Source organism: Schauerella aestuarii, from assembly GCF_009866805.1.
Taxonomy (GTDB): Bacteria; Pseudomonadota; Gammaproteobacteria; order Burkholderiales; family Burkholderiaceae_B; genus Schauerella; species Schauerella aestuarii.
In genome coordinates, this window is sequence record NZ_SIZW01000038.1 from 114,441 (window position 1) to 131,452 (window position 17,012).

General features: G+C 61.3%; 18 protein-coding genes. 5 read left to right on the plus strand and 13 right to left on the minus strand.

Features of this window, described 5'->3' with window-relative positions; genetic code table 11:
- Window positions 1–88: 88 nt before the first annotated feature.
- On the plus strand, window positions 89–931 hold the full coding sequence (locus EYW45_RS02090) for a hypothetical protein (RefSeq protein WP_161133723.1): 843 nt from the start codon (window positions 89–91) through the stop codon (window positions 929–931).
- A gap of 94 nt (window positions 932–1,025) precedes the next feature.
- Here EYW45_RS02090 and iscX read toward each other — a convergent pair whose 3' ends face one another.
- From iscX to uvrB, 10 genes are all read right to left on the minus strand, one after another.
- Window positions 1,026–1,220 carry a Fe-S cluster assembly protein IscX gene (gene iscX, locus EYW45_RS02095; RefSeq protein WP_161133724.1) on the minus strand — a complete coding sequence of 65 codons (195 nt, stop codon included), beginning with the start codon at window positions 1,218–1,220 and terminating at the stop codon, window positions 1,026–1,028.
- On the minus strand, window positions 1,220–1,561 hold the full coding sequence (fdx, locus tag EYW45_RS02100; protein WP_161133725.1) for an ISC system 2Fe-2S type ferredoxin: 342 nt from the start codon (window positions 1,559–1,561) through the stop codon (window positions 1,220–1,222). The genes iscX and fdx overlap by 1 nt, the downstream gene beginning before the upstream one ends.
- A gap of 9 nt (window positions 1,562–1,570) precedes the next feature.
- Complete coding sequence (hscA, locus tag EYW45_RS02105; protein WP_161133726.1) at window positions 1,571–3,439, minus strand: Fe-S protein assembly chaperone HscA; 1,869 nt, start codon at window positions 3,437–3,439, stop codon at window positions 1,571–1,573.
- Between the two features lie 12 nt (window positions 3,440–3,451).
- Window positions 3,452–3,970 (minus strand): Fe-S protein assembly co-chaperone HscB, encoded by a 519-nt coding sequence (gene hscB / locus EYW45_RS02110; protein WP_161133727.1) that lies wholly within the window; start codon window positions 3,968–3,970, stop codon window positions 3,452–3,454.
- 3 nt (window positions 3,971–3,973) lie between these two features.
- Window positions 3,974–4,297 (minus strand): iron-sulfur cluster assembly protein IscA, encoded by a 324-nt coding sequence (gene iscA, locus EYW45_RS02115; protein ID WP_161133728.1) that lies wholly within the window; start codon window positions 4,295–4,297, stop codon window positions 3,974–3,976.
- Between the two features lie 2 nt (window positions 4,298–4,299).
- A complete protein-coding gene (iscU, locus tag EYW45_RS02120; RefSeq protein ID WP_161133729.1) occupies window positions 4,300–4,716 on the minus strand; it encodes a Fe-S cluster assembly scaffold IscU in 417 nt (138 codons plus the stop codon).
- 56 nt (window positions 4,717–4,772) lie between these two features.
- Window positions 4,773–5,984 (minus strand): IscS subfamily cysteine desulfurase, encoded by a 1,212-nt coding sequence (locus tag EYW45_RS02125; RefSeq protein ID WP_161133730.1) that lies wholly within the window; start codon window positions 5,982–5,984, stop codon window positions 4,773–4,775.
- A gap of 29 nt (window positions 5,985–6,013) precedes the next feature.
- Entirely contained in the window at window positions 6,014–6,544 is a 531-nt protein-coding gene (iscR, locus tag EYW45_RS02130) for a Fe-S cluster assembly transcriptional regulator IscR (RefSeq protein ID WP_161133731.1), read from the minus strand.
- A 307-nt stretch (window positions 6,545–6,851) separates the two neighbouring features.
- Window positions 6,852–7,343, minus strand: a complete 492-nt coding sequence (locus EYW45_RS02135; protein WP_161133732.1) for a low molecular weight protein-tyrosine-phosphatase — start codon at window positions 7,341–7,343, stop codon at window positions 6,852–6,854.
- A gap of 337 nt (window positions 7,344–7,680) precedes the next feature.
- Entirely contained in the window at window positions 7,681–9,699 is a 2,019-nt protein-coding gene (gene uvrB, locus EYW45_RS02140; protein ID WP_161133733.1) for an excinuclease ABC subunit UvrB, read from the minus strand.
- A gap of 76 nt (window positions 9,700–9,775) precedes the next feature.
- Between uvrB and EYW45_RS02145 the strand changes: the two genes are divergently transcribed.
- A complete protein-coding gene (locus tag EYW45_RS02145; RefSeq protein ID WP_161133734.1) occupies window positions 9,776–10,981 on the plus strand; it encodes an amino acid aminotransferase in 1,206 nt (401 codons plus the stop codon).
- Between the two features lie 420 nt (window positions 10,982–11,401).
- Window positions 11,402–12,049 (plus strand): transcriptional repressor LexA, encoded by a 648-nt coding sequence (gene lexA / locus EYW45_RS02150; RefSeq protein ID WP_161133735.1) that lies wholly within the window; start codon window positions 11,402–11,404, stop codon window positions 12,047–12,049.
- Window positions 12,050–12,118: 69 nt separating this feature from the next.
- Here lexA and EYW45_RS02155 read toward each other — a convergent pair whose 3' ends face one another.
- On the minus strand, window positions 12,119–13,366 hold the full coding sequence (locus EYW45_RS02155) for an asparaginase (protein ID WP_161133736.1): 1,248 nt from the start codon (window positions 13,364–13,366) through the stop codon (window positions 12,119–12,121).
- A 56-nt stretch (window positions 13,367–13,422) separates the two neighbouring features.
- Between EYW45_RS02155 and EYW45_RS02160 the strand changes: the two genes are divergently transcribed.
- Window positions 13,423–14,382, plus strand: coding sequence for a LysR family transcriptional regulator (locus EYW45_RS02160; RefSeq protein WP_161133737.1), 960 nt, complete (start codon window positions 13,423–13,425; stop codon window positions 14,380–14,382).
- Here EYW45_RS02160 and EYW45_RS02165 read toward each other — a convergent pair.
- Window positions 14,295–15,659, minus strand: a complete 1,365-nt coding sequence (locus tag EYW45_RS02165; protein WP_161133738.1) for an NAD/NADP octopine/nopaline dehydrogenase family protein — start codon at window positions 15,657–15,659, stop codon at window positions 14,295–14,297. The genes EYW45_RS02160 and EYW45_RS02165 overlap by 88 nt on opposite strands.
- Window position 15,660: 1 nt before the next feature.
- On the minus strand, window positions 15,661–16,686 hold the full coding sequence (locus tag EYW45_RS02170; protein ID WP_161133739.1) for a Bug family tripartite tricarboxylate transporter substrate binding protein: 1,026 nt from the start codon (window positions 16,684–16,686) through the stop codon (window positions 15,661–15,663).
- Between the two features lie 94 nt (window positions 16,687–16,780).
- Here EYW45_RS02170 and EYW45_RS02175 point away from each other — a divergent pair, with 94 nt between their 5' ends.
- Window positions 16,781–16,936, plus strand: a complete 156-nt coding sequence (locus EYW45_RS02175; RefSeq protein ID WP_161133740.1) for a hypothetical protein — start codon at window positions 16,781–16,783, stop codon at window positions 16,934–16,936.
- Window positions 16,937–17,012 lie beyond the last annotated feature (76 nt).

Here is a 17,012-nt window from a genome sequence, read left to right on the forward strand (position 1 = left end):
GACGATCAGTTCGATGTTTCCCCATTCGAGGCCGCACTTGCGAACAAGGCTGTCTCGTCTATGCACGACAGTGATGCTTGTGTGCGTCATGACGTTTGCTGCGGCTAGCGGCGCCTTCGCGGCACCCGTGCCACCCAAGCCGATCGATCCCAAGCAGGATGGCCTGGGCGTTACCCTGCCCGCGGGATTGGACGCCGACACACTCGTTGGACTGGTGATGCCGATGGGTGACCCGACACGGGTGACGCTGGTGGGCGCCAAACCATGGCCGCGTCGCGCGGACAGCTTTGTAGTGATTGTGTGCGCCGCCGAAGACCGCGCGCTGATCTCGAAAACGCCCGACTGCGGCCCGCAGACTGCAGGGCCCGGCGTGACCGAGCAAACATTGCCGGTGGCATATGTGGGCGTCGTCGAGCGCAAAGCGGGCGGCGCGCCAACGTTGGTCGCAGCCAGCGGCGCCATCACGCTCAAGACCGATTGGTCGCGCAGCATGCTGACCGCGCCGGTAGATGCTGAAGAGGCACCCGACAGTCGTGTCCTGCCCAGCCATTGGCGTAAATTCGATCTGGCCCCTTACCGTATTGCCGACGACGAATACGCTTTCGGTTTGCGCGGGGGGTGGTCTGAATCGTTTGCCGGCGGCGGTGCATTGTTCAATGCGCTCTATCTGTTCAAGATCGAAACGAACCGCCTGGCCGTCGTTCTGGCTGAGCCCATGTACGCCAATTACGATATCGCTGGGGGATGGAACAAGGACGGCACGCGCGACCACTCGATCGAGACGGACGAAAACGTCCTCGCCATCACCAAACGCAAAACCGACGGGTATTACGATCTTCGCGTCACCCAAAAGGGAGACCGAGACGTCGAGAAAATATTCCAGTGGTCCAAACGCGAGGGCAAGTACCTGGAGGCGAGTTCCAAACCCTGAGGGGCAAGTGCGGGATGGTGCCGGTACCCGGGTGACGAACCTGCATCAGGCGCGGCCTACAACGGGAGCAAGCTCACCCCAAGCGATGGTGCCCTCAGGCGCGCTCGTCGATCCAGGCTTGCTGGATCGCTTCCAGGATGCGTTCGCCACAGCGGGCGGCATCGTCGTCGAAGCCGGGCAAGGCCATTACCAGCTCACGCAATTGCGTGAAACGAATGATCGCCGGATCGATATCCGGATGCGTCTCGTCGAGCGTCTCGGCGATCTCAAGCGTGTCGACCCATTTCATCAGTGATTTTCCTTCGCGTGGTTGATCGTATAGCGGGGAATTTCAATCGTGATGTCTTGCTGCGCAACCTTGGCCTGACAGGATAAACGCGACGTGGGCGACAGGCCCCAAGCCTTGTCCAGCATATCTTCTTCGTCATCGGTCGCGTCTTCCAGCGAGCCGTAGCCTTCGCGCACCACCACATGGCATGTCGTGCATGCACACGAGAGTTCGCAGGCATGCTCGAGTTCGACGTGATTGTCGAGCATGATGCGACAGATCGACACGCCCACAGGCGCGTTTTCGATGACTTTGCCCTCGGGGCAAACGTCGGGATGCGGGAGGATAGTCAGTTTAGGCATACAGCGGAATCAAGCCAGTTCATCAAGTTTACGGCCGGCGAGCGCGGACCGGATACTGCGGTCCATGCGCCGCTCGGCGAAGAGTTCGGTGCTGTCGGACAGCGCCTTTACGGCAGCCCGCACGACGTCGGCGTCTTCAGCGGTTTGGGCAGCCGTAGCCGTAGCCAGCGCGGCATCGATCGCTTGCCGTTCATCGGCGTCCAGCAAATCGGCATCCTTGGCCAAGGCCGCACCCACGGATTCGACCAGTTGTCGGGCCTCGACTTGCTGCTCGCGCAACATGCGCGCCACGGCGTCGCTATCGGCCTGAGACACGCTGTCGGCCAACATCGTCGCCACTTCGTCGTCGGACAGGCCGTACGAAGGCTTGACCGTGACGGCCGCTTCCACGCCGGTGCTTTCTTCACGCGCCGTGACGTTGAGCAGGCCATCGGCATCCACCTGGAACGTGACGCGAATGCGGGCCGCACCTGCCACCATCGGCGGAATATCGCGAAGTTCGAAGCGGGCCAACGAGCGGCAGGCACTCACCAGATCGCGCTCGCCCTGCAGCACGTGAATGCTCATGGCACTCTGGCCGTCTTTGAATGTCGTGAATTCTTGCGCGCGCGCCACCGGGATCGTGCTGTTGCGCGGGATGACGCGTTCGACCAAACCGCCCATCGTTTCAAGACCGAGCGACAACGGCGTCACGTCGAGCAGCAGCCAATCCTCGCCCGGCGCACGATTGCCCGCCAGCAAATTGGCCTGCAACGCCGCGCCGAGGGCGACCACTTCATCCGGATTGAGATCGGTCAGCGGCGGCGTGCCGAACAAATCGCCGACGACGCGCTGCACGATCGGCATGCGGGTGGCACCACCCACCATGACCACGCCCTTCACATCTGCGGGTTTCAATCCCGCATCGCGCAGCGTCTGGCGCGCGCGATCCAAAGTTTTCTCGAGCAGCGGCTGAGCCAGACGTTCGAAATCGGCGCGACTCAACGCCGCACTCACGACCATGCCCTCGCCCAACTGCGCTTCGACCACGGCGCTGTCCGAATCGGACAGGGCTTCGCGCGCGACCCGAGCCGCGACGCGCAGCGCGCGGTGATGTTCACGCGACAAGGTATCGAGTGCCACACCGGCCGTTGCACACACGGCCTGCACGATCAAAGTATCGAAATCGTCGCCGCCCAGAGCGGTGTCGCCACCGGTGGCGATCACTTCGAACACGCCTTGCGTCAATCGCAGAATCGATACGTCGAATGTGCCGCCGCCCAAGTCATACACGGCATAGACACCTTCGGACGCGTGATCGAGACCATAGGCAATGGCAGCTGCCGTCGGCTCATTGAGCAAGCGCAGAACGTTCAAACCGGCCAATCGCGCAGCATCGCGCGTGGCCTGGCGTTGGGCATCGTCGAAGTAGGCGGGCACGGTGATGACGGCACCCACCAGATCGTCGCCCAGCGTGCTTTCGGCGCGCTCGCGCAAGGCCTGCAGGATATGGGCAGACACTTCGATCGGGCTCAGATCGCCGCGCACCGTGCGCAGGCGCACCATGCCCGGCGCATCCACGAACTCGTAAGGCAGTCCTTCGGCTTTGACGTCGTCGAACGTGCGGCCCATGAAGCGCTTGACCGAGACGACGGTATTCGATGGATCGGTCGCCTGGGCCTGTGCGGCCTCATGGCCCACAACCCGCGCATCGCGATCCAAATAGCGCACGACCGACGGCAATAGCGCGCGACCGTCGGCATCTTTCAGAATCTCGGGCACGCTGCTGCGCACAGCTGCGACCAGCGAGTGCGTGGTGCCCAGGTCGATGCCCACGGCCAACTTGCGCTCGTGCGGAGCCGGGGAATCTCCCGGTTCGGAAATCTGCAATAAAGCCATGACAGTGGATCTTCAGTGGTCGGGACGTTCGCGTGCCAGCTCGCGGCCGAAGGTGTCGAGGAACATCCATTCCCGGACTTTCTCGCCTGCGGTAGCCAGATCGCCACGAACGTCGATCAAATCGGTGAGTACGCGCGTCATCTCAGCGCGCGCATCGCGTATTTCCGTATCCAGCGCAGTGAAGGCATCGGCGGACTTCGCATCGCGTGCGTCGTCCAGCATCTCGCGCCATTCCATTTGCTGCATCAAGAAGGCAGGCGACATCGCGGTGTTGGTCTCGGTTTGCAGATCGATGCCACCCGACTCGCACAGATACTTCGCGCGCAAAAGGGGATCGCGCAATTGCCGATACCCGTCGTTCGCCCGTGCGGCCCATTGCATGGCCACACGCTTCTCAGCAGCGCTGGCGGTGGCGAAGCGGTCGGGATGAACCCGAGCCGCAACGAGACGCCAGGCAGACTCGAGCGCATCGCGATCGATGGCGAACTGGCGTCGCAATCCAAAAAGAGAAAAGTAGTCGTCAGCCGCCACGCATTACACCGTGAACGACTCACCGCAACCGCAGGTTGCCTTCTCATTGGGATTGCTGAACCTGAACCCTTCGTTCAAGCCCTCGCGAGCGTAGTCCAACTGCGTGCCGGACAGATACGGCATGCTCTTGGGGTCGACGAACACCTTCACACCGTGAAACTCGAATACCGAGTCTTCACTTGCCGGTTCATCGACATACTCGAGCTTGTAGGCCATGCCAGAACACCCGGTCGTCCGCACGCCCAGGCGCAGGCCGATGCCCTTGCCTCGCTTCTGCAAATAGCGGCTGATGTGATCGGCCGCGCGTTCGGTGAGTGTGACAGCCATGATCAGCTCGCAGTGACAGCTTGTTTGTCTTCGGCAGCGACGGGGTGCTTGTCTTGATAGTCCTTGATCGCAGCCTTGATTGCATCTTCGGCAAGAATCGAGCAGTGAATTTTCACCGGCGGCAGCGCCAATTCTTCAGCGATCTGCGTATTGCGAATGCTCATCGCTTGATCGAGCGTCTTGCCCTTGACCCATTCGGTAACGAGCGAGCTCGACGCGATGGCCGACCCACAGCCGTACGTCTTGAACTTCGCGTCTTCGATGATGCCCGACTCGTTCACACGGATCTGCAGCTTCATCACATCGCCACAGGCGGGTGCGCCCACCATGCCGGTACCGACGCTGGTGTCGCCCTTGTCGAACGAACCCACGTTGCGGGGGTTTTCGTAGTGGTCGAGAACTTGATTGCTATATGCCATGATTAATCTCCCAACGGTGGCGGTTCAGCCGCCAGATCATTATTCAAACGCCGCAATTAATGCGCCGCCCACTGTACGGAACTGATATCGATGCCGTCCTTGGCCATTTCCCACAGCGGCGACATGTCGCGCAGCTTGCCGACCCGGCTCTTCAGCAACTCGATCGCAAAATCGATTTCCTGCTCGGTCGTGAAACGACCGATCGTGAAACGAATCGAGCTGTGCGCGAGTTCATCGTTACGCCCCAGGGCGCGCAACACATACGACGGCTCCAGGCTGGCGGAGGTACACGCCGAACCGCTCGACACGGCAAGTTCCTTGATCGCCATGATCAACGACTCACCTTCCACATAATTGAAACTCACGTTCAAGTTGTGCGGCACGCGGCGCTCCATATCGCCATTGAGGTAGACCTCCTCAATGGTGGAGAGGCCCGCCCACAGGCGGTCACGCAGCATGCGGATGCGTTCGCTTTCGACACCCATCTCTTCGCGGGCGATGCGGAACGCCTCACCCATGCCCACGATCTGGTGCGTGGGCAACGTGCCCGAACGGAAACCGCGCTCGTGCCCGCCACCGTGGATCTGCGCTTCAATGCGCACACGCGGCTTGCGACGGATGAAGAGCGCGCCCATGCCCTTCGGGCCATACGTCTTGTGAGCCGAAAACGACATCAGATCGACCTTGAGCTTTTGCAGATCGATCACGACCTTGCCCGTGGCTTGCGCCGCGTCGACGTGAAAAATGATGCCTTTCTCGCGCAGCAGTTCGCCGATCGCTTCGATGTCCTGAATGACGCCGATCTCGTTATTGACGAATAGAATCGACACCAGCACGGTATCCGGACGCAGCGCTGCCTTCAGCACTTCCATGTCCAGCAAACCATTTTCCTGCACGTTCAGATACGTGACTTCGAAGCCTTGCCGTTCAAGTTCGCGACAGGTATCCAGCGTGGCCTTGTGCTCCGTCTTCAGCGTGATGACGTGCTTGCCGCGCTGATGATAGAAGTTGGCCGCACCCTTGACCGCCAGGTTGATCGACTCGGTGGCGCCCGACGTCCACACGATCTCGCGCGAATCGGCGTTGACCAGCTTGGCGACTTCCTCACGCGCACGCTCTACCGCCTCTTCCGCGGCCCAGCCGATCGAATGGCTGCGCGAAGCCGGATTACCGTAATTCTCGTAAAGCCACGGCACCATGGCGTCAACGACGCGCGGGTCGACCGGCGTGGTAGCGGAATAATCGAGATAGATGGGACGATTGCTCATAACGACTCCTGTACGATCGACGCGGCGACTTAAGCCGCTGCCGGTGCGTTGGTCACGCTTCCGGCCGTAGTGGTATTCAAACGATTGACTCGAACCGGGGATCCCGAATTGGCCGCCGCGCTCGCATCCTGCAACTGGCGCACGCGCTGCTGATCGACCAGATCCTGAAGCGACACCGAATCCAGATAATCCACCATCTTGCGGTTCAACGTGGCCCACAGCTCATGCGTCATGCACTTGCCTGGCTTGCCATCGTTACCGCTCGTACAGTCTCGCTTGCCGCCGCAGCTCGTGGCATCCAAAGGCTCATCGACGGCAAAGATGATGTCGGCCACCGTGATGTTGCGAGCCAGACGGGCGAGCGAATACCCGCCGCCGGGACCGCGAACGCTGTCCACAAGCTCGTGCCGGCGCAATTTGCCGAACAACTGTTCGAGATAGGAGAGGGAGATATTCTGGCGCTGGCTGATCGCCGCCAACGTGACGGGCCCGCCATGCTGACGCATCGCGAGGTCGATCATGGCGGTCACTGCAAAACGCCCTTTCGTTGTCAGCCGCATAGTCTGGATTCCTGGTGTTCGCGCGCTGCCGAGAAGATCCTCACAGCGCAATACCCGAGTAATTGCCTCAAGTATAACGAATTCCCGACTAAAACGCTAGGCCTCTGTAACTTCGCAAGCGTTGGGCGGGTCGACAGCCGATTTCGCGCCACGAGATACGGAAATGCACGCACCGATCATGGAGATGCGCACACGTGCGAGCGGTGCGCGCGCCTGAGCGTTGCTACCAACCGTCAGCGCTGGAAATTCCTGGCGTAAAAAAACCGCGCTTGGGGCGCGGCCGGTGGGCCGATTGCCTGATCGAAAATCAGGCAGCCTGATACTGCGTTGCGCGCTTGCGTACCAGTTCAAGCACGCCCTGACAGGCATCCTCGAGATAGTCGAGCACCTTGCCAAAACCCTCCGGGCCGCCGTAATACGGATCGGGCACAGTGGCTTCTTCGAACTCGTTCGCAAAGCGCATGAGCAACATCAGCTTATGCTGATACTGCTTCGGGCACTGCTGCTGCATTGCGGACAAGTTCTCCCAATCCATCGCCAGGATCAGATCAAACTCGCGGAAGTCATCAGGCGTGACTTGCCTCGCCTCGCAGTGCGTCATTTCATACCCGCGTTTGCGAGCGGCCGCCTGGGCGCGCGCATCGGGGGCTTCGCCGATATGGAAGTCGTGGGTGCCGGCGGAGTCAATTCGGACGACGTCGGATAAACCCGCGTCGGACACCAAATGACGGAACACGCCCTCTGCGCTCGGCGAGCGACAGATGTTGCCCATGCAAACAAAAAGTACCTTGGTCATCATGGTTTAAAGTCTGCGGGAAAACCCGAAAGAAGGCAAGCTTTTTTTGCACTGGCGCACATGCCGGAAGACGCCGCATCAAGATACAAATATCCTGATATATCAACTGATTATCGCGCTCATTTAAAAATACTATGAGGAGTGAAGCGCGCGCTTCTCGCGCACTGCCGCCACACACGAATCGACCCTGATTTTGATTGACCGGAGGACCTGCCAAGCGGTTCCCCAGTCACCAAAATAAACATGCCATTGCCGTGTCATCATTTGGCACGGAGTGAAATCGATTTTGCGCGCGCCGCCATTGACGAGCAAATCCGCAGCCCACCCCCTTACGCAGGCCTTACCGCAGCAACGCACGTTCCTTCAAGGCCGTGAGCGCATCTCGCGCCGCAGCAGCCTGCTCGAATTCTAGGTTGCGGGCGTGATCCATCATGGCCTTCTCGAGGCGCCTGAACTCCTTGGCGAGCGCTTTTTCGTCACCCAGCAACGAGGCTGGGATTTCGCTCTCGACCACTTCGTCGCGCTGCGCCCCAACCACACCGTCGATCAGATCGCGCACCGCCTTGTTCACGCCGCGCGCGGTAATGCCGTGCTCGATGTTGAACGCCAACTGCTTGTTGCGGCGCCGCTCCGTTTCGTCCATTGCGCGCCGCATCGAATCGGTTATGCGATCGGCATACAGAATGGCGTGACCATTCAAATTGCGCGCCGCACGGCCGATCGTCTGGATCAAGCTGCGCTCGGAGCGCAGGAAGCCTTCTTTGTCGGCATCGAGGATCGCCACCAACGACACCTCAGGAATATCGAGCCCTTCGCGCAGCAAGTTGATCCCAACAAGCACATCGAAAGTGCCCAGACGCAGATCACGCAGAATTTCGACCCGCTCGACGGTATCGATGTCGGAGTGCAGATAGCGCACCTTCACACCGTGCTCGGCCAGAAAGTCGGTCAGATCCTCGGACATACGCTTGGTCAGCGTGGTGACCAGCACCCGGTCGCCCGCCGCCACACGCACCTTGATCTGCCCCAGCAGATCGTCGACCTGCGTGCTCGCCGGCAAGATCTCGACCATGGGGTCGACCAGGCCCGTCGGCCGCACCACCTGCTCGGCGACGTTATCGGCGTGCTCGATCTCGTACGCCGCCGGCGTGGCTGACACGAACACGCACTGCCGCATGCGCGACTCGAACTCGTCCAGCTTCAGCGGCCGGTTATCCAGTGCCGACGGCAAACGGAAGCCATACTGCACCAACGTTTCCTTGCGCGCCCTGTCGCCCCGATACATCCCACCCAACTGGCCAATGGTGACGTGACTCTCGTCGATGAACATCAATCCGTCTGCAGGCAAATAGTCGATCAGCGTGGGCGGCGGCTCGCCGGGCGCGGCCCCCGACAGATGCCGGGAGTAGTTCTCGATGCCCTTACAGAAGCCGAGTTCGTTGAGCATTTCAAGGTCGAAGCGGGTGCGCTGCTCGAGCCGTTGCGCCTCGACCAGCTTGCCCTCGTCCACAAACATCTTCAGTCGGTCGCGCAGCTCGACCTTGATGGTTTCCACGGCGCGCAGCACGGTATCCCGGGGCGTCACATAGTGCGACCCGGGGTAAACCGTGAAACGTGGCACTTTCTGACGCATCCGCCCGGTGAGGGGGTCGAACAGCTCCAGCGACTCGACCTCATCGTCGAACATCGTGATGCGCACGGCCAGCTCGGCGCTTTCCGCCGGGAACACGTCGATGGTCTCGCCGCGCACGCGGAACGTGCCGCGCACGAACTCGGCGTCGTTACGGGTGTACTGCATGGCGACCAGACGTGCCAGGATCTCACGCCGCGCCATGCGGTCGCCCGAGCGCAGAATGAGCACCATGGCGTGGTAGTCACCCGGATTGCCGATACCGTAGATGCAGGAAACGGTGCCGACGATGATCGTGTCGCGTCGCTCCAGCAGGCTTTTGGTGGCCGACAGCCGCATCTGCTCGATGTGTTCGTTGATCGAGGAGTCTTTCTCGATGAACAGATCGCGCGTGGGCACGTAGGCTTCGGGCTGGTAGTAGTCGTAGTAGGAAACGAAATACTCGACCGCGTTTTTGGGGAAGAACTCGCGCATCTCGGCATAGAGCTGCGCGGCCAGCGTTTTATTGGGCGCCAAAACGAGCGCCGGCCGGCCGATACGCGCGATGACGTTGGCCATTGAAAAGGTCTTGCCCGAGCCCGTCACGCCCAAGAGCGTCTGGTACATCAACCCATCCTCGATGCCCTGCGTGAGCGAATCGATCGCTTTCGGCTGGTCGCCCGCAGGCGGATAGGGCTGGAAGAGTTGGAAGGGACTGCCTGGATACTCGATGAATCCGGATGCGGTCATGCTAGACTGTTTTGGGGGTAAACCCCTGATTATCCACTGCCTGTCAACCCTAGTCCACCATACCCATTCCCCTGACATGAGTACACTTTTCGCATCCGTTGAACTCGCCCCGCGCGACCCCATTCTTGGTCTGAACGAACAGTACAACGCGGACACGCGTCCCGGAAAAGTGAACCTCGGCGTGGGCGTGTACTACGATGACGCTGGCCGCCTGCCGCTTCTGAGCGCGGTGCGCAAAGCGGAAATCGCCCGGATCGAAGCCGCTGCTGCCCGCGGCTACCTGCCGATCGAAGGCATCACCGGTTACAACAAAGGCGCGCAAACGTTGCTGCTGGGCGAGAACTCGCCGCTCGTCGCCGCCGGTCGCGTGCTGACGACCCAAGCCTTGGGCGGCACCGGCGCACTGAAGATCGGCGCCGATTACCTGCGCCTGCTCCTGCCCACGTCGAAGGTCGTGATCAGCGATCCCAGCTGGGAAAACCACCGCGCGCTGTTTGAACGTGCCGGTTTCGAAGTGGGCACCTATCCCTATTACGACAAGACCACCCACGGCCTGAACTTCGAAGGCATGTTGGCAGGCCTGAAAGCCTTGCCCGAGCAAACCGTCGTTGTGCTGCATGCGTGCTGCCACAACCCGACGGGCGTGGATCCCACCGCCGAGCAGTGGAAGACGATTGCCGAAACGGTCAAGGCGCGCAATCTGGTGCCCTTCCTCGACATCGCCTACCAAGGCTTCGGCGACGGCCTGGAACAGGACGCGTCTGTCGTGCGCATGTTCGCCGACATGGACATCACGATGTTCGTGAGTTCGTCGTTCTCGAAGTCGTTCTCGCTCTACGGCGAGCGCGTCGGCGCCCTGACGATCATCGCTGGCGATGCCGACGAATCAAAGCGCGTACTGAGCCAGTTGAAGCGCGTGATCCGCACCAACTACTCGAACCCGCCTACGCACGGCGGCACGGTGGTCGCCACGGTGCTCAACGATCCGGCCTTGTTTGCCGAGTGGGACGCCGAATTGGCCGGCATGCGCGACCGCATCCGCACGATGCGCAAGCAATTGGTCGACAAGATCAAGGCTGCAGGCGCGACGCAGGATTTCAGCTTTGTGTTGAAGCAGCGCGGCATGTTCTCGTTCTCGGGGCTTACCGCGGATCAGGTCGAGCGCCTGCGCGAAGAGCACGCGATCTACGCCATCTCGACCGGCCGAATCTGCGTCGCGGCGCTCAACAGCCAGAACATCGATGCGGTGGCCAAAGCCATTGCCGCGGTGTTGAAGGGCTGAGCATCAAGCGCTCGTGCGCCGTCAGACGGCGCACGATCGGCCTGACCGCACACCTGTTGGACGTTGCCGAAACGTACGATCCAAAAACCCAGCCTCAGCGCTGGGTTTTTTCGTTCGCTGGTTTCAAGATTGATTGCAATGCGGGTTACCGCTTCGGCCGCAGCCAGAATGATGTCGCATCCGACACGCGCGCCTCGGTTCGTTCACTGAGACGATTCCCCGTGCGCGCAGAATCATCGCTCGACGGGCTGTACATCTAGTCTTTCAGCGCATATCCGCCGACTTTCGTCCCGCAAGCCGCGCTTTTCTTGGTTTTTTGTTCAATTCGCCGTTGCATTTTGCGCGCAAGTCGTCCAAAATCGGCAACTGTATATCCATACAGTTCATGCCGCGCACTGTGCATGACTCGCTAGGAATGAAATGGCCAGCAAACTAACCGATCGCCAGCAGGAAATTCTCGATCTCATCCGCGCCGCCGTCGCGCGCACCGGGTTCCCTCCCACGCGGGCCGAGATCGCGCAAGCACTTGGATTTCGCTCGGCCAACGCCGCAGAAGATCACTTGAAGGCGCTGGCGCGCAAAGGCGCTATCGAGCTTACCGCCGGCACTTCGCGCGGCATCCGCCTGAAGCCGGCGCAGGAAGACGAGGCGCCCAGTCCGATCGGCGCACTTCTCAATCAGATGAAGTTGCCGCTGATCGGCCGCGTGGCCGCCGGCAGCCCCATCCTGGCCGCCGAGCATGTCGAACGAGAAGTTGGCGTGGATCCCGGGTTGTTCACGCAAACGCCCGACTTTCTGCTGAAGGTGCGTGGAATGAGCATGCGCGACTGCGGCATCCTTGATGGCGACCTGCTGGCGGTCAAGAAGGCGACCGATGCCCGCAACGGTCAGATCGTCGTCGCGCGAATCGACGATGAGGTCACGGTCAAGCGACTGCAACGCCATGCCGATCGCATCGAGCTTCTTCCGGAAAATCCCGACTTCGACATCATCGTCGTCGCGCCCGAACAAGAATTTGCGCTTGAAGGGATCGCCGTCGGCCTCATCCGCACCCAACCGCTCCATTGATTTAGGTAGGGCTGAAGCAGCTGCTGCGGTGTGGCTGCTGCTGTTTGGCTGCTGCGCCTCCAAGAGCGTCTAACGCTTCAGTGGGGTGCGCACTCCTGTGCGGGCATTCGCGCTCGCCAGCCGCACCATCAACGCCACCCGGGCCTTGTCGGCAGACAACCCGCCGCTGGTCATGAAGCCCAGCGCGTCATCGGGGCATCCGATATCCCAGCCCACCTGCCCCTCGTCCACCTTGCTTGCACGCACCACGGCCACGCCACTCGCTCGCGCATCGGCTAACGCAGCCTGTATCGGCCCGCTCAATGTGCCCTGCCCTGTGCCGGCAAAAACGATGCCCTGTGCACCGGCACGCACAACATGCGCGATCACATCGGTGGATGCACCGGGATAAGCAACAAGGATGTCGACGCGCGGCAGTGGCGTGGCAAGCAAGCACGCGAGATCGTCGATATCCGTATCCAGATCGACGACGGTACTGGCGTCGATGGGTTCGCCGAGCACCGCAATGGGTTCGTCCGCATTCTGCCCCGTATGAGCATTGCGACCCGTCAGCCCGTCGCATCGCGCGTGACCGACCGATGATGCGAACGGCAGTCGAAACCAGTTCACCGTGTCGAACACCTCACCCTCCAGCCCAGCCGCGCCGCTTGTAAACGCATGCACGTGGCTGCTGTGCGCCTTGCGTAGAAACCGCGCGCTGTGAATCGCGCCATTCATCACAGCCAGCACCCCGCGGCGCCCCGATTCCGTATCGGTGGCCACGCGCACTGCTTGCAGCACGTTCATCGGGCCATCGGCAGATAGCGCATTTGCCGGTCGCATCGCACCCGTAAATACCACGGGCTTCGACGGCTTGAGCGTGAGTTGAACGAACCACGCACTCTCCTCCATCGTGTCGGTGCCATGCAATACCACCACGGCGTCCACGTCCGGAGCGTCCAGCGCCTCCCGAACCTGACGCGCCACATCCTGCCAGAATCCAGGATCGGCATCTTTGCTATCGATGGCGGCAATCTGACGCGCATCGATTTCCGCAAGCGCGCTCAAGCCTGGCACGGTATCGAGGATGGCGCTCAACGATACGGTGGCGGCCGTATACGACGCCGCCGCGTCGGCGCGGTCGGCACTTCCGGCAATCGTGCCGCCGGTGGCGAGGATACGCACACGTGTTCGCTTTTTAGTCGACAATTCAAACTCCCTGTTCAATGCTTTCGGCGTGCGCGGATTGGCCTGCTGGGGCGACGTCGCGCGAACGAAACCGCCATCGTGGTGCGCCAACGGATCAAGCGATCCGCCTGGCGCTTCCTTCATACTCATCACCGGAACATCTCGTTATCTACACCAAGGCAGCGATGCAAGATTCAACCTATCGCATGATCGCAGCGCTCCGGATGCGCCAATTCGAACTGCTCACCGTATTGGCCGATACCGGCAGCATGCGCGCGGCTGGAGAGAAGCTCTTCGTCAGCACGGCCGCGGTCAGCAAGGCGTTGAGCGAGATCGAATCGCAGCTGGGTCTGACCATTTTCGAGCGTCATGCGCGGGGAGTGACCTTGACGCACGAAGGCAATCTTCTGGTGCATCGCGCCCGGCTGCTGCTCTCCGAAGTCGCCAATCTTGCCGATGAGTTGCGCGACCAGAAACTGGGACACGACAGCGTATTACGTATCGGCGCGCCGCCTTTCATTGCCTGGTCGCTCCTTCCCGACGTACTGCGTGCGATGACACCCTCAGCGCCCCTTCCACCCATACAGATCGTCGAGGGTCGGCTTGACGATACGCAGCGCAAGCTCGAAAGCGGCGAGATCGATGTGCTCATCACGATGAACACGTCATCGGAACTCGGCAGCCTTTGCCAGGAAGGACTGGTGATTCGTCCCGTGGGCCGCGAGCAATGGATCGTGGTGTGCGCGCCGGATCACCCGCTCGCAAGCCATGCCGACCAATCAGCGTGGTCATGGCAAGACCTGAAACGCGAAGCCTGGGTGCTGCCCCCAAGGCCCACGCAGGCGAGACTGATGCTGGAGCAACTGCTTCTCAGCCAAAGCCTGCCGCCCATTGCACCGGCGATAGAGTCGATGAACGCGATTACGAACCTCAAGCTCGTCGAGCAACGTCATGGTTTGACGTTGCTGGCACGCCGCACGGTTGCGGAGAGTCTGAAGCGCGGCACGCTCGTGGCCTTGGCCGTAACGCACTTACCCCCCGCGATCCCCATCGTTGTCGTACACCGCGCGCAGTGCAATCAACGTGCGATCGTCGATCGCTTTCGCGACGCAGCGCGCGCACTCCTGCAAGACGCCAGTAGCGTCTCCAACGGCGCCCCGACCTGATCGGCGAACAATGCATCCATCAGGAAATTCTCGCCCCGGAACGACTGCGCATAGATCGTTTCAAGCAAAGTGATGCAGGACGACAGCATCGGGCTATCCACACCGCACATCTGCGCCAGGCGCTCCTGGAAGACCAAACCGAACGGCACGTCTTCGAGCACATACCGGTGCGCAAGCCGATTCGGTCCCTGCGGTCCGGCGCCGAGGTTTTCGATTGCCTGCGCCATCTCATTCAGCGGTCCCTGCGGGACGTGATAGGAACGATGATAGTGCTGCGCCAAGGTCGGCAATTCGAAACCTAGGCGCCGCGCCAGTGTCAGACGCTCCTGGTCCAACGCGTCGGCCATTCTCGCTACCACACCCGTGAAATTCGCAAATAGCTGCCAAGGCTCGCCGCGATCCATTCGCGTAAGGTTTGGAATGACTTCGGCCGCATGCGCAATCGGGTTGATATTGGCCAACGTGCTCGCGAGCAAACTCTCCACCAGGATGAAACGATCGCCAAAGAAAGCCTGGCAATCGGCATAGGCGTCAACATCTACATCTACATCTACCTCTGCATCGGCATCGGCATCGGTATCGGCATCGGTATCGGCACCGGCATCGGCATCGGTATCGGCACCGGCACCGGCACCGGCATCCACATACGACAGCCCTGTTGCTGGCGCAGATATCGCTGCCGCGAGGCCGCTGTGCGCGCCTGTCTCTGCTGCCGCGGTGGCACGAGCGTCGCCAGTCGTCAGCGCGGATGCGGGCGCCACGGCAGTCGTATCATCGCCGGCAGGCCGCAGGATCGCCATATCGATCCGTTGACGCTTGGCGTTCAGATGCAGTCGCCCATCGACCAGAAAATGTGCGGTCGTGAGCGTCGTTCCCCAACCGACCGCTGTGATAGCAGCGCCACGCGCTCGGGCTTCGTTCTGAATCCAGAGTGGCACCAGCGACAGGGCACCACTCACGATGACCGTCTGGCCGGAGCGCCAGTACGGCGCGGCATCCCCCAGCACGCGCTGATAGAGAGATCCTGGCAGGCAGACGAATATATGGGTGTAACTCGCCAGGGCGTCCAGCGCATCGATGCGATCCACGACAACCGACCCATTGACCGCTCCCGTGCATTCGAACTGCGCGCACGCGGGATCTTCGTGCGCCTGCAGGCGGCGCGCCGTGGGCGACCACATGCCCGCTCGGATGCCTTGCTGGCTGAGGAAGGCGGCCGTCGCACACCCGATCGGGCCGGCGCCAAGAATGGCGACGCGATGATGATGCAGCGCCATCTCAATTCACCGTGATGTTGCGGGCCTTGATGATGCTGCCCCACCGCTCGCTTTCGCGCGAGGTGTAGTCACGCAACGCGTCGGGCGAGGTACCCATCACCACCACACCCTGACGGGCCAGCTTCTGCTTCAGCCCGTCATCTGACAACGCTGTGAGGACGGCCGCATTCAAGCGTGCAATAACCGGCTCCGGCGTTTTCGCCGGCACGAACACACTGAACGTCGTGGTGACTTCGAATCCGGTGGCGCCCGATTCGGCGACGGTGGGCACCTCAGGAAGCAGGTCCGAACGCTTCTCGCTCGACACGCCGATCGCCACAAAGCGATTGGCCGTCACAAATGGCAGCGACACGCCCAGATCCAGGAATGCAAAATCCACCTCACCCGCGGCCACTGCGGTAGCTGCCGGCCCGCCGCCTTGATACGGAATATGCGTCATCTCGGTACCCGTGAGCGCCATCAATTGCTCCGCAGCGAGATGGCTGGTCGATCCTTGTCCGCCGGATGCAAAGTTCAAGCGGCCAGGGTTCTTGCGGGCGAGTGCGAGCAACTCGTCCACGCTCGATACCTTCAGCGCCGGGTTCACGGCAAGCACCAGCGGGCTGGCGGCCACCAGCGACACCGGCGCCAGATCGCGCTCGTGCTGGTAAGCCAACTTGGTGTAGAGGTGGGGGCCGATCACGAAGGTGCTGTTCGTTGCCAGGATGGCGGTATACCCATCGGGCGCCGACCGCGCTACCTGTCCATGGCCGATCGTGCCGTTGGCGCCCGCCTTGTTTTCCACGATGATGGTTTGCCCAAGGTCTTTCGAGAGCACAGTGCCCAACTGGCGGGCGAGCAGATCGACCGCACCGCCTGGTGACCAAGCCACCAGCAGCGTTACCGGGCGCTGCGGATAATCCGTTTTTGCGGCCTGAACCTGCGAAGGCGCTTTCGATTGTTCCTGGGCGTGCGCGGCACCGCCACCCGCGAGGAAGGCGACGAGCGGAAACATCAGCGTGAATAAACGAGCACTGCGCGGGATCATTGCCGGCCACCTCATAAAGTAGAAGCTCGCAGTGTAAAAACACCGCCGCACCTCCACCACCGACGATTTATCAATGTGCATTAACCAGAGGTTGATGCTTGGTCTGGGTCGCTCGTTTGCTCGACCCGGCAATCGGATCGACGCGCACAGGTACAAGTGGATCGACGCGCAGGCGCAAGCCCTGATCAATGCGTCGGTGCAAGCGCTGATCAATGCGCAGGCCCAATCTCTGATCGATGCGCGGGCGTAAGCTCAATCGATGGGCAGGCGCGAGCACCGTCCAAAGTTTCCACAGCAATGAATCGCATCGACCTAACCATCACCCA